General features: G+C 50.9%; 10 protein-coding genes. All 10 read right to left on the bottom strand.

The genetic code is table 11. From position 1 onward, the window contains the following. Nucleotides 1-9: 9 nt before the first annotated feature. Entirely contained in the window at nucleotides 10-2,874 is a 2,865-nt protein-coding gene (uvrA, locus tag IV45_RS00890; RefSeq protein WP_057739720.1) for an excinuclease ABC subunit UvrA, read from the bottom strand. Between the two features lies 1 nt (nucleotide 2,875). After that, entirely contained in the window at nucleotides 2,876-4,930 is a 2,055-nt protein-coding gene (uvrB, locus tag IV45_RS00895; RefSeq protein ID WP_057739722.1) for an excinuclease ABC subunit UvrB, read from the bottom strand. A gap of 196 nt (nucleotides 4,931-5,126) precedes the next feature. After that, nucleotides 5,127-6,845, bottom strand: coding sequence for a phospho-sugar mutase (locus tag IV45_RS00900; protein WP_057739938.1), 1,719 nt, complete (start codon nucleotides 6,843-6,845; stop codon nucleotides 5,127-5,129). 248 nt (nucleotides 6,846-7,093) lie between these two features. After that, on the bottom strand, nucleotides 7,094-8,035 hold the full coding sequence (gene trxB, locus IV45_RS00905) for a thioredoxin-disulfide reductase (protein ID WP_057739724.1): 942 nt from the start codon (nucleotides 8,033-8,035) through the stop codon (nucleotides 7,094-7,096). 121 nt (nucleotides 8,036-8,156) lie between these two features. After that, nucleotides 8,157-9,062 (bottom strand): UTP--glucose-1-phosphate uridylyltransferase GalU, encoded by a 906-nt coding sequence (gene galU, locus IV45_RS00910; protein WP_057739726.1) that lies wholly within the window; start codon nucleotides 9,060-9,062, stop codon nucleotides 8,157-8,159. Between the two features lie 65 nt (nucleotides 9,063-9,127). Next, nucleotides 9,128-10,144: an NAD(P)H-dependent glycerol-3-phosphate dehydrogenase gene (locus tag IV45_RS00915; protein ID WP_057739728.1), complete on the bottom strand. Its 1,017-nt coding sequence runs from the start codon at nucleotides 10,142-10,144 to the stop codon at nucleotides 9,128-9,130. Next, nucleotides 10,134-10,970 carry a prolipoprotein diacylglyceryl transferase gene (gene lgt, locus IV45_RS00920; protein ID WP_057739730.1) on the bottom strand — a complete coding sequence of 279 codons (837 nt, stop codon included), beginning with the start codon at nucleotides 10,968-10,970 and terminating at the stop codon, nucleotides 10,134-10,136. The genes IV45_RS00915 and lgt overlap by 11 nt, the downstream gene beginning before the upstream one ends. Continuing rightward, nucleotides 10,960-11,937 carry an HPr(Ser) kinase/phosphatase gene (gene hprK / locus IV45_RS00925; RefSeq protein ID WP_057739732.1) on the bottom strand — a complete coding sequence of 326 codons (978 nt, stop codon included), beginning with the start codon at nucleotides 11,935-11,937 and terminating at the stop codon, nucleotides 10,960-10,962. The genes lgt and hprK overlap by 11 nt, the downstream gene beginning before the upstream one ends. A gap of 31 nt (nucleotides 11,938-11,968) precedes the next feature. Continuing rightward, a complete protein-coding gene (locus IV45_RS00930; RefSeq protein ID WP_057739734.1) occupies nucleotides 11,969-12,283 on the bottom strand; it encodes a PspC domain-containing protein in 315 nt (104 codons plus the stop codon). A gap of 61 nt (nucleotides 12,284-12,344) precedes the next feature. Further along, nucleotides 12,345-13,461 (bottom strand): peptide chain release factor 2 gene (gene prfB / locus IV45_RS00935; protein WP_235807641.1). Its coding sequence is split into 2 segments (ribosomal slippage): nucleotides 12,345-13,400 and nucleotides 13,402-13,461, totalling 1,116 coding nucleotides; the frame shifts between segments, so codons are not numbered across the junction. Nucleotides 13,462-13,501 lie beyond the last annotated feature (40 nt).

A 13,501-nucleotide genomic window follows, 5' to 3' on the forward strand; every position in this document is an offset into this window, starting at 1 on the left:
AGTCTGCTGCTATGACTTCTTTTTATTAGCTCGTTCGCGGGCCCACTCGGCATCCCGCTTCAGCATTGGTCCTAAGTACTGACCGGTGTAGCTTTGCTTAACCTTCGCCACTTGTTCCGGTGTCCCGGTAGCAACCACGTAACCACCGGCTTCACCACCTTCTGGACCCAAGTCAATCAACCAGTCAGCTGATTTCACTACGTCCAGGTCGTGTTCGATTACCAACACCGTGTTGCCCTTATCAACCAGCCGCTGCAGAACTGACAGCAGGCGCTTGATGTCGTCCATATGCAAACCGGTCGTTGGTTCATCCAAGATGTAGAAGCTCTTGCCGTGAGACTGACGGTGCAATTCACTGGCCAGCTTCATCCGCTGCGCTTCCCCACCGGATAAGGTCGTTGCCGGCTGACCGAGTTTGACGTAACCCAGGCCAACATCCTGAATGGTTTGCAGCTTGCGACGAATCTTTGGAATGGCGGAGAAGAAGTCCAAAGCCTCGTTGACGGTCATGTTGAGGACTTGGGAAATGTTCTTGCCCTTGTACTCAACTTCCAGCGTTTCCGAATTGTAACGGGTCCCATGACAGACTTCACATGGCACGTAGACATCCGGCAGGAAGTTCATTTCGATCTTGATGATCCCGTCACCGTGGCAGGCTTCACAACGACCGCCCTTCACGTTGAAGGAGAAACGCCCCTTGCCGTAACCCCGGACTTTGGCGTCGTTAGTTTGGGCAAAGAGACCACGGATATCATCAAACACGCCGGTATAGGTGGCCGGGTTGGACCGCGGCGTCCGGCCGATCGGTGATTGATCAATATCAATGACCTTCTCAATCTGATCAACCCCGCTGATGGACTCATACTTGCCCGGCTTGGCTGAGTTGTGGTTGAGCTTTTGCGCCAGAACCCGCTTTAAGATCAGGTTGACCAGCGTTGACTTGCCTGAACCGGAAACCCCCGTCACACAGATAAACTTGCCCAATGGGAATTTCACGTCAATCTTCTTCAGGTTGTTGGCTTGGGCACCCTTCAAGGTGATGAACTTACCGTTGCCCTTGCGCCGTTCTTGCGGTACCGGGATAAACTTTCTGCCCGACAGGTATTGGCCGGTCAGTGATTTCTTTGACCGCATCACCTGCTTAGGGGTCCCAGCGGCCATTACCTGACCACCGTTTTCACCGGCACCAGGGCCGATATCGATGATGTAGTCGGCAGCACGCATGGTGTCTTCATCGTGTTCAACAACGACCAGGGTATTACCGAGGTCCCGCATCTTCTTCAAGGAGCTGATCAAACGGTCATTGTCCCGTTGGTGAAGACCGATGGATGGTTCATCCAACACATAAATCACGCCGGACAGATTGGAACCGATTTGCGTGGCCAACCGGATCCGTTGGGCTTCACCACCAGACAAGGTCCGTGCCGAACGACTCAGTGTCAGGTACTCAACCCCCACGTTCTTCATGAAGGTCAAGCGATCAACGATTTCCTTCAGAATCGGCCGGGCAATCTTTTCCTTCTGCTGATCCAATTTAAGCTGCTTAAAGAACGGCAGGGACTTGCTGATCGGCAGCTCGGATACCTGGCCAATGTTCAACCCGCCGACTTGGACGGCCAGTGCCCGCTCATTCAAACGGTAGCCGTGACAGGCCGGGCAAGGCAGCTCGGTCATGTATTTACGCATCTGCTCACGAGTGAAATCAGAATTGGTTTCCTTGTAGCGACGTTCGATATTGTTAATGACACCTTCGAACGGCACATCCACATCGCGCACACCACCGAAGTCATTTTCATAGTGGAAGTGGAAAGTCTTGTCGCCGTTGCCATACAAGATCATCTTCCGCTGCCGCTTGCTCAGCTTGTTAAACGGCGTCTGCATGTTGATTTTTTCCGACTTGCAGAACTGGGCCAGCAATTCTGGGTAGTACTGCGAACTGATCGGGTTCCAAGGCTCGATGGCTCCGTCGGCTAAGGATTTGCTGCGATCGGGCACAACCAAATCCATATCCGCCGTCAACCGTGAACCCAGGCCTTCACAAACCGGGCAGGCTCCAAGGGGCGCGTTGAACGAGAAGAGCCGTGGTTCCAGTTCACCCACCGTGAAGCCACAGATCGGACAAGCGTATTGTTCCGAGAACGGGATTGGTTTGCCGCCAATCACATCCGCAATGGCGTAACCATCGCTCAGCTTCAGGGCCGACTCGAAGGAATCAAACAGCCGGGACCGCACGCCATCCTTGACGATGATCCGGTCCACCACCACGTTGACCGTATGCTGCTGGTTCTTGTTTAACTCGGGTACTTCTTCAATATCGTAAGTTTCACCATCGACCTGAACACGAACAAAGCCTTGCCGCTTAATTTCCTGGAAGACCTTCTTTTGGGTCCCCTTCTTGTCGCGGACAATCGGTGACAGAATTTGCAGCCGTGTGCGTTCCGGTAACTTCAATACCCGGTCCACCATCTGTTCGGGCGACTGACTGCTGATCGGTATGTGATCATTGGGACAGATCGGCGTACCAACCCGGGCCCACAGCAGACGAAGGAAGTCATTGATTTCGGTGACCGTTCCCACCGTTGAACGCGGGTTGTGCGACGTGGTCTTTTGGTCAATGGAAATGGCCGGTGACAGTCCGTCAATCGAATCAACATCCGGCTTGTCCATCTGCCCCAAGAACTGCCGTGCATATGCCGACAAGCTTTCCACGTAGCGCCGCTGACCTTCAGCATAGAGGGTGTCGAAGGCCAAAGAACTCTTGCCTGACCCGGATAGGCCGGTGATCACCACCAGTTTGTTTTTGGGAATCGTGACGTCAATGTTTTTGAGATTGTGGGCTCGTGCACCATGAATCACGATTTTATCATTCGCCAACTTATTTACCTCCCTTTTTGACGGTCTTTTTCTTGGATTTCTTCTTTTGCGCACTCAATTCCATGACCGTGTCACGCAACGTGGCCGCCTGTTCAAAGTCCAGACGCTTAGCCGCTGCCCGCATCTGATCGGTCAGTTCAGCCAGCATTTGCTCTTGTTCCTTGGCACTCAAGCGGGCAAAGTCTTTGCTGGTAAATTCAGCACTCTTGTCCTGCTCTTCCTTTTCTTTTTCTTCCACCGGTTTGACTGCCGAGATAGCGTCCTGAATCGGCTTGATAATGGTCTTCGGTGTAATACCGTGTTTCTTGTTATAGGCCTCTTGAATGCTGCGCCGCCGTTTGGTTTCATCAATGGCTTCCTGCATGGAGTCGGTAATCGTATCGGCGTACATGATGACCGCCCCATGAGCATTCCGGGCGGCCCGGCCAATCGTTTGAATCAACGATCTGGTGTTACGCAAGAAGCCTTCCTTGTCCGCATCCAGGATCGCAACCAGGGAAACTTCTGGAATATCCAGCCCTTCACGCAACAGGTTGATCCCCACAAGCACATCAAACTTGCCCAAGCGAAGATCACGGATAATCTGCGTCCGTTCAAGGGTCTTGATGTCGCTGTGCAGGTACTTAACCCGCAAGCCCATGTCCTTTAAGTAATCGGTCAGGTCCTCGGCCATCTTCTTGGTCAAGGTCGTAACTAAGACCCGCTCATGGGCATCGATCCGCTTGTTAATCTCACCCACGAGGTCGTCAATCTGGCCCATCGATGGCCGGACTTCAATGGTTGGATCCAGCAAGCCGGTTGGCCGAATAATCTGTTGGACAACGTGGTCAGTCTGGGCCTCTTCATAAGGACCAGGAGTGGCTGACATGTAGACAACCTGGTTGACATGCTGTTCAAACTCTTGCAGGCTCAGCGGCCGGTTATCCAAAGCACTTGGCAAACGGAAACCATAATCGATCAATTGCTTCTTCCGGGCCCGGTCACCATTCAGCATCCCCCGAACTTGAGGCATGGTCTGGTGAGATTCATCGACCACGAGCAGGAAATCCTTCGGGAAGAAGTCCAGCAGGGTATAAGGCGGTTCACCCGGTTTGCGCCGGTCCATGTAACGCGAATAGTTTTCAATCCCGTTCACGTAACCCACTTCACGCATCATTTCGATGTCGTAGGTGGTCCGCTGCTGAATTCGTTCGGCCTCCAGCAACTTACCCTCTTTGGTGAACTTTTCCACCTGTTTCTTCATGTCCGCTTCGATTTCCGGAATGGCCACCTTCAGCGTTTCCTCACTCGTCAGGAAGTGGGTGGCTGGGAAGATGGAAATCCGTTGCAAATCACCGACAATTTCGCCGGTTAACGCGTCAACCTGACGGATCCGATCAATTTCATCACCGAAAAATTCGATCCGGATGGCGTTTTCGTCATGACTGGCCGGGAAGACTTCGACCACGTCTCCACGCACCCGGAAGCGGCCACGTTGGAAGTCGATATCGTTGCGGTCATATTGAATCGTCACCAGTTCCCGCAACAGTCGGTCACGCGGGATTTCCTGGCCCACATGGAGGCTGACAACGTGGTTCTGGTATTCGGCTGGAGAACCCAAACCAAAGATGCTGGAAACGGAGGCCACCACAATGACGTCGTTGCGTTCCAACAGTGAGGTCGTGGCGGAGTGCCGCAGCTGGTCGATTTCATCGTTAATCGAAGCGTCCTTTTCAATGTAGGTGTCACTCGACGGCACGTAGGCTTCTGGCTGGTAGTAGTCATAGTATGACACGAAGTATTCCACCGCGTTGTGGGGAAAGAACTTCTTCATTTCACCATACAGTTGGCCGGCCAAGGTTTTGTTGTGGGAAAGGATTAAGGTCGGCTTGTTAACGCGGGCAATGACGTTGGAAATCGTGAACGTTTTACCGGTCCCCGTTGCACCAAGCAGGATCTGCGCCTTTTCGCCCTTTTCAATACCTTGTGTCAGGTCACGGATGGCCTCTGGCTGATCACCGGTCGGCTCATAGTCCGAAACCAGTTCAAACATCTTATCTGGCTGTCGATAGATCATCCCAAATTCCTCTTTCTTTTTAAAGTTTTCATCCGATCTTACAGCATTTTAAGTTTATCACACGAACATGTATTCGTCTAAAAGGACGAACTCAGATCAAGCATTAGACAAAGAGAAATTCCCATCAAAAAATGAGTGGGTAAGAAGTCGTTAAACTCCCTACTCACTCATTTAACATTTTAACTTTTATTAACGATTATTCTTCGGCAAAGGCCTGCAGAGCGTCTTCATAAGCACTCAGCTTGTCTTCAGCGCCCTTGCTTGAATCAGCACTCGTGCCAATGTAGAATTTCAGCTTTGGTTCCGTGCCGGATGGCCGAATTGCAATCCAGGTTTCGTCATCCAAGACATACCGCAGCACGTTGGATTCAGGAATGCCAAGTTCACTCACCTTGCCTTGGGCGTCGGTCTTGGTCCCCTTGGAGAAGTCTTCAGTCAATACGACTTGGTGACCAGCAAACTGGCTTGGAGCTTCCTCTCTGAATTTCTTCATCAAGCCCTTGATCTTTGCCGGACCGTCGACACCAGCGTAAGTGTTGGCGATGGTCTTTTCTTTGAAGTAACCGTACTTCTTGAAGAGTTCCTGGACACCATCGTACATGGTCTTGCCCTGGCTCCGGTAGTAAGCGGCGATTTCGGCCAACAGGGTCAGTGACTGGATGGCATCCTTGTCACGAACGAATGGCTTGATCAGGTAGCCATAGCTCTCTTCAAAGCCAAACATAAAGGTGTGGTTGTGCTTGGTTTCGTATTGGTGAATCTGGTCAGCAATCCACTTGAAGCCAGTCAATACGTTGACCATCTTGACCCCATAATCGGCCGCGATCTTGGTGGCAAAGTTAGTGGAGACGATGGACTTAACTGCCGCTGCGTTGTCTGGCAGGGTACCCGCTTGTTTGTGGGCTTCCAGAATGTAGTGCAGCATGACGGAAGCAATCTGGTTACCAGTCAGCAATTGGTATTCACCATTTGGCTGACGAACGGCACAACCCAGCCGGTCAGCGTCCGGATCGGTAGCAATCAAAACGTCCGCATCAATCTGCTTACCCAACTTAATGGAGCGCACAAATGCTTCTGGGAATTCTGGGTTCGGGTGCTTCAAACCAGGGAAGTCACCATTTGGCATTGCTTCGGTTGGTTCAATCGTGAAGTTGGTAAAGCCAGCCTGCCGCAGCGCACGTTCACCAAGCATCCGTCCGGTACCACACAGAGGGGTGAAGACAAACTTCATGTCCTTGCCATACTTCTGGGCTAATTCATGGTTAATCGTGACCTGCTTGACGTTTTCCAGATAAGCGTGGTCAACATCTTCGCCCATGATGATTTCTAAGCCTTCATTCAACATGGTCTGCTCGTCAGCCAGCTTGATTTCAAAGGGGTCGACCTGACGAATGTAGGAAGTAATCATGTCGGATTCCTTCGGTGGCATTTGACCGCCATCTTCGCCATAAATCTTGTAGCCGTTGTATTCCATTGGGTTGTGGCTGGCAGTAATCATAATCCCAGCGTAGGCATGGTTGTAACGAACGGCAAAGGACAGTTCAGGTGTTGGACGAACGTTGTCATAAATCATGGCCTTGATCCCATGTGCACCCAGGACCCGAGCACAATCATGAGCAAATTCACGAGAATGATGACGCGAATCAAAGCTGATGGCCACCCCGCGTGACTTAACTTCGTCACCCAAAGAATCCATCAACGTTGCCAAACCAGCCGTTGCTTGACGAACCGTGTAAATGTTCATCCGGTTGATTCCGGCACCCATCAGGCCCCGCATCCCAGCGGTACCGAATGACAGCGGTGCGTAAAAGGCATCCTCCTTTTCCTCATCATTCATCTTTGCCATTTGGGCCTTCAAACCGGCGTCTAAGTCCGTTTGTTTAGCCCATACTTCATAATTATCTTTCCAACTCACAGGAAGCATCTCCATTCCGTTTGTTCTTCCTTACCATTTTAACAATTGTCGGCGGTATCCGCATCATTAATTATAATTAAAAGTTCATCCACCGCTGAATGCACAAAAAGGGAGCGTGACAGAAGCTATTAATGGCTTCGTGGTCACGCCCCCGCGAGCAACAATAGGCCCGCAGCGTTCAGAAATTCAGAACGTTGGGGCCATTGTTGTACCGCCTGTTAACTTTTGATGTATGCAAAAGGGATTATTTACTTTAAGCTGTCAACGTACTTGAAAACCTGCTGGCCGGCGATCGCACCGTCACCAACGGCGGTAGCAATCTGCCGCAGCAACGTTTCACGAACGTCACCGATAGCATACAAGCCCGGAACTTTTGTGGCCATCTTTTCGTCCGTCTTGACCCAGCCGGCATCATCCAAGACACCCAGCGGCTTCAGATAACCAGTCATTGGAACACTGCCGACATAGATGAAGACCCCGTCAGCCTGCATTTCACCAGTGGCACCGGTCACGTTGTTCTTCGTCTTGACGCTGACCACTTGGTTGCCATCGCCTTCGATTGCTGTCACGCTGGTATTGAAGACAAATTCGACCTTGGGGTTCTTCTCCGCTTTCTGCTGGATGACTGCGGAAGCCCGCAAAACATCACGCCGAACCACGATGGTCACCTTGTCAGCAAACTGAGTCAGGTAGTCGCCTTCTTCAACGGCCGAGTCACCGCCACCGACAACGATCAGGTGCTTTCCCTTAAAGAAGGCACCATCACAGACGGCACAGTAGGAAACACCGCGCCCACTGTATTCTTCTTCACCAGGCACACCCAGCTTCTTCTGTTCTGAGCCGGATGCGATCACTACGGCTTTAGCGGTGTAGGTTTTGTCCATATCGGTCTGCACCTTGAAACTGCCATCGTCGGCTTTTTCGATCTTCGTAACCGTCCCATAGGCATATTGAGCGCCAAATTGGGTGGCCCCTTCATACATCTGCTTAGCCAGGTCAGGTCCCTGAACCGACTTGAAGCCACTGTAGTTTTCAATTGTTGCCGTGTTGTTCAGATTACCGCCGTAGATACCACGATCTAACATCAAAACAGAGAGGTTGGCACGTGAGGCATACAGCGCGGTCGTCATTCCGGCAGGACCAGCACCCACGATTACCACATCATAATTAAGCTTTTCTTCTTCTGCCATTGATGACTGCCTCCTTGATTTATTCTAGACTCATTCTAAATTATTTTGGCAGCCTTGTCTAGCGGGTTGACTTACTTTTTGTAAACAAAAAAGACCGGCAACTAACCGGTCTCCTTAATCATTATTTCTTTTGCTTATCTTCAGCAGTCAGCTTAGCGCCCAATTCCTTGATGTAGTTGCGTAACTCATCCTTGGTTTGTGGGTGCTGCAAGCCATATTCAATGTTGGTCTTGATCCAGCCGAACTTGTTACCAACATCGTAACGGTCGCCCGTGTATTCATGGGCAAAGACCCGCTGCGTCTTGTTCAAGGTGTTGATGGCATCAGTCAGTTGAACTTCGCCACCCTTGCCTGGCTTAGTCTTAGCCAGCACATCAAAGATTTCAGGAGTGAAGACATAACGGCCGATGATGGCCAAATCACTTGGGGCGTCCTTTGGATCTGGCTTTTCAACAAAGCTGGCAACGTTGTACAAGCCCTTTTCGACTTCCTTGCTTGGGTTGATCACACCATACTTGGCAGTGTCCTTGTGTGGTACCCGCATAACAGCTAAGGTTGAAGCACCAGTTGCGTGGAAGCTGTCAATCAGTTCCTTGGTCAGCGGTGCACCATTGTTGTTGATGTTGTTCAAATCATCACCCAGCATAACCACAAATGGTTCGTCACCAATGAAGTCACGGGCGGTCAGAACGGCATCCCCTAAGCCACGTGGGTGGGATTGACGAATGAAGTAAATGTTAACATCCGTCGTTTCTTGAACCAGTTTGAGCATTTCATCCTTGTGCTTTTCGCGCAGGTTGTCTTCCAATTCTGGATTGGAGTCAAAGTGGTCTTCGATGGAACGCTTATTCTTTCCGTCAACAACAACAATATCTTCGATCCCTGATTTACGTGCTTCTTCAACGATAAATTGAATGGTCGGCTTGTCAACGATCGGCAGCATTTCCTTAGCTAAGGCCTTGGTAGCTGGTAAGAACCGGGTACCCAAACCTGCAGCAGGGATAATGGCTTTTCTAACTTGCTTCATAAATAATCTAAATCCTTCCGTTAATAAAATGAATACGCTGACATTTTACCACAGTTCCGAATTGATTACTCAAGTTCGGAGGTAACCTCACGACTCATCAGGTCGGTGATGGCTGCTTCAATATTTTCACCCTTGTACAGAACGTTGTACAAAGCGTTGGTAATCGGCATCTTAACCTGACGCTTCTGAGCTAATTCGTAAGCGGCCTTGGTGGTGTAAACCCCTTCGATGACCATCCCCATGTGGCTGATAACGTCTTCCAGCTGCCGGCCTTGGCCTAATTGGAAACCAGCACGCCAGTTCCGTGAGTTCTTACTGGTACAGGTAACAACTAAGTCACCAACGCCAGACAGGCCGATGAAGGTAAATGGGTTGGCACCGAAAGCAACTCCCAGCCGGCGGATTTCCGCCAAGCCACGGGTGATCAGGGCTGCGCGGGCATTGTCCTTGTAGCCCAAACCTTGCAGAGCGCCGGCACCAATAGCAATGATGTTCTTCAAAGCCGCACCAAATTCGGCACCGATCACGTCATCGTTGGTGTAAACCCGGAAGTAGCTGTTGCTGAAGAGCTTTTGGGCCTTCTGGGCATGGGCCATGTTTTCACAAGCAGCGGTAACGGCAGTCATGTCTTGTAAGGCAACGTCTTCGGCATGGCTAGGGCCAGACAGAACAACAATGTCTTCCCGATTTTCAGCGGGAATTTCTTCGGCGATCATCTGGGATGGCCGCTTATAAGTTTCTTGTTCCAAGCCCTTCGTAGCGTGGATGATCAGCGGCTTCATGTTCCGCTTCTTCAAAATCTTGGCCAGGTTATGGGACACTTCCCGAAGACCCTTCGTTGGAATCACAATCAGGATATACTTGGCATCCTTCACGGCCTCGTCCATGTCGTTAGTGGCCCGAAGCTGCTTGTTGTACTTGAAGTCCTTCATGTATTGCGGGTTGATGTGCCATTCGTTTAAGGCCTCGACTTGTTCAGGATCACGGGACCAAAGCAGGACATCGTGACCATTGCCGACCAACAGATTGGCTAAAATACTTCCCCAAGAACCAGCACCTAAAACTGCAACTTTATTGCTCATGATTATTCTCCTTTACTTGTTCATACCACTTCAGCTGAGGCGAGTGCTGACGACGCCAGAGCACCAAGGCAATGCTGACAACAAAAATCAGGACTGACAATAGTTGCGAAACCCGAATAGGACCCCACATCAAACTATCCGTCCGCATTCCTTCAATCCAAAAACGACCTAACGAATACCAAATAAGGTAAGCAAAGAAGACCTCACCTTCCTTAAACAAGTGACGCCGATGACGCAAACTAACCAACAAGACGAAGCCGAGCAGGTCCCACATGGATTCATAGAAAAAGGTCGGCACGCGGTAAGCGCCAGAAATGTCCATCTGCTTAATGATCCACATCGGTAAATGCTGGGCCATCAAGGCGGACTTAGTGGTGATTGTCCCAAAGGCTTCTTGATTCATGAAGTTGCCCCAGCGACCAATTGCCTGCGCCAAGATAACGGTCGGCGCAATGACGTCCAGCATTGTCCATACCGGCAACTGACGGACATGGCAAAGGATCAAGAGAGTCACAAAGCCACCAATAATTGCACCATAAATGGCAATGCCGCCGTCCCAGATGGCAATGATCTCACTCGGGTGCAAGCGGTAGTAAGGCCACTGGAAGACCACATAATATGTCCGGGCACAGATGATCGCGATTGGTAAGGCCCAGAGCAGGTAATCATAAAAGACGTCTTCGTTGATGCCTTGACGCTTGCCTTCCCTGATTGACAACCACAGGGCCAGAATTACTCCACTGGCAATGATGACTCCATACCAATGAATGGTGAACGGGCCCGCTTGCCAAGCAATGGGGTTCAAGGCCAAAGTTTTACTGATCATTTTTTGGCGTCTCCCGCCGTGCTTTATCACGGGCTGTGTTCTGCTTGATCAACCGGCTCAGGTTTTCGTCAAAGGTTTCGGTGGCATCGTAACCCATCGTGTTGGCACGGTAGTTCATTGCCGCCGATTCAATGATGATTGCCAGGTTCCGCCCAGTCCGCACTGGTACGGAAACCTTTGGCACCACGACGCCTTGGATGGTCTGGGTATCGCCACGGTCACCCAAACGATCAAACTGGGTATCCGGCGTCCACGTTTCCAAGTGCACGATAAAGTCAATCGTGTCTTCCGGCATGATGGCACCCGTTCCATACAGGGTCATGACGTTGATAATCCCAATTCCCCGAATTTCCATCAGGTGCTGCAGGATTGCCGGTGCACTGCCGACCAACGTCTGTTCATCACGAGCATATACCTCGACCCGGTCGTCAGCGACTAAGCGGTGGCCACGCCGGACCAATTCCAGGGCCGTTTCACTTTTCCCAATCCCGGAATCTCCGGTGATCAGGACCCCAACCCCGTTGATATCAACCAAGACACCATGAACCGACTTTCTTGGCGCCAACCGGCTAACCAAATAAGAAGTCATGTTGCCGAGAACCCGCGAAGATGTCAGGTGGGTGCCTAAAATTGGAATGTGGGCTTCCTTCGCCGCCTTTTGCAATTCCGTCATCACCGGCAAGTCTGTGGAAACCACGAAGCATGGCGTTTGTGGCTTGCACATCCGTTCCAGGTAAGTCTTTCGTTTTTCATGGGTCAATTCGTTGGCAAAGGCCGTTTCCGTAATTCCCAACAATTGAATTCGTTCGGCCGGATAGTGGGTAAAGTAACCCGCAAACTCCAAGGCCGGCCGACAAATATCACTCGTAATGATGGGACGGTCCAAGTAGTCTTTCCCTTGAATGACCTTTAGGCGGACGTTTTTGACCAAATCGCCAACCGTTACGCTACTGACACTCTGTACCATCAGTTTGCCTCCTCACAAGCATTGCGCCTGTTTATTTCTTAATATCATGTTCTTCTACGTCGTGCAGTTCTTTACGCTGGGGCTTAGATTCAGTTTTGCCCCCTAAGTGCCGCAAGATCGTGAGTAGATCAGTCCCTGGATTATCCGCGGGGATGGTGATTGCCAACATGATGTAAATCAAAATTCCCGGTACGATAGTGGTCAGCGCAGTCAGGATTAGATAAGCAACCCGTAAAAAGTTAGAGTTCACGTGCAGGTAGTGACCAAGACCACCGAACACACCTGCCAGCTTCCGGTCAGTTGACGACCGTTTCAAGCGCCGTTGATTGCGTCTTTCTTCTCGCAAATTCAGGACCCCCATTTCTATTCTTATTTTAGTGCACTTTGTTTCAATTCAGCAATCCACATTAATTTGGATTTTTCTTACTCAATTGCCATTGCAGGTAAGCATTGATGAACGGATCCAAGTCGCCGTCCATCACACTGTCGACATCGTGGGTTTCGTAGCCGGTCCGGTTATCCTTAACCAACGTGTACGGGCAGAATACGTAGGAACGAATCTGCGAACCCCAGCCGATGTCCTTCTGCTCGCCTTCGATTTCGGCCCGCTTCTTCTCCTGCTTTTCTTGTTCCAATTCGTACAGCTTGGACTTCAGCATGTTCATCGCGGTGACCCGGTTTTGCAGTTGCGAACGTTCCGCTTGCGAAGAAGCAACCAGGCCCGTTGGCAGGTGGGTGATCCGGACAGCTGATTCGGTCTTGTTAATGTGTTGACCACCAGCACCGCTTGACCGGAAAGTGTCCACCCGCAAATCGGACGGGTCGATGTCGACGTGAACACTGTCATCTAATTCCGGCATCACATCGACCGACGCAAACGAGGTGTGCCGCCGACCAGCCGCATCAAATGGGGAGATCCGCACTAGCCGGTGAACCCCCTTTTCGGGATGCAGGTAGCCAAACGCATTGTGGCCCTTAATCAAGAGGGTCACGCTCTTAATGCCGGCTTCTTCACCGGCTTCATATGAGGCTGTTTCCACCTGAAAATGGTGCTGGTCAGCCCAGCGGGTGTACATCCGCAACAGCATTGATCCCCAATCCTGGGCTTCGGTGCCACCTGCGCCCGGGTGGATTTCCAAAATGGCGTTCTTGGCATCATACTTACCGCTCAGCAATTGACTCAGGCGGTAGTCCTGCAATTCCTTCGCTACTTTAGGAAACTCATCATCCAGTTGCTGCTGCAGGTCCTTGTCGGGTCCCTCCTTCAGCAGTTCGATGGTCACATCCAAATCTTCCAAACTCTTCTTCAGGTGGGTGTAGGTATCACGCCGTTGCTTCAACTCGTTGGTCTCGTTAATCAACGACTGAGCTTTCTCACTATCATTCCAAAAGTCGGGAGCGGTCATCTGGTGCTCGTTATCGGCGATCTGCTCGTTCAACGCGTCCAGGTCAAAGAGACCTCCCGAAGCGTGCAACTTCTGCTTGCATTGCTTCTAATTTCTGACTTGCACTTACTAAATCCACAATAATTCTCCTTTTAACAAACAAAGGGGTTGCACACACA

It is taken from the genome of Limosilactobacillus secaliphilus, assembly GCF_001437055.1.
Taxonomy (GTDB): Bacteria; Bacillota; Bacilli; order Lactobacillales; family Lactobacillaceae; genus Limosilactobacillus; species Limosilactobacillus secaliphilus.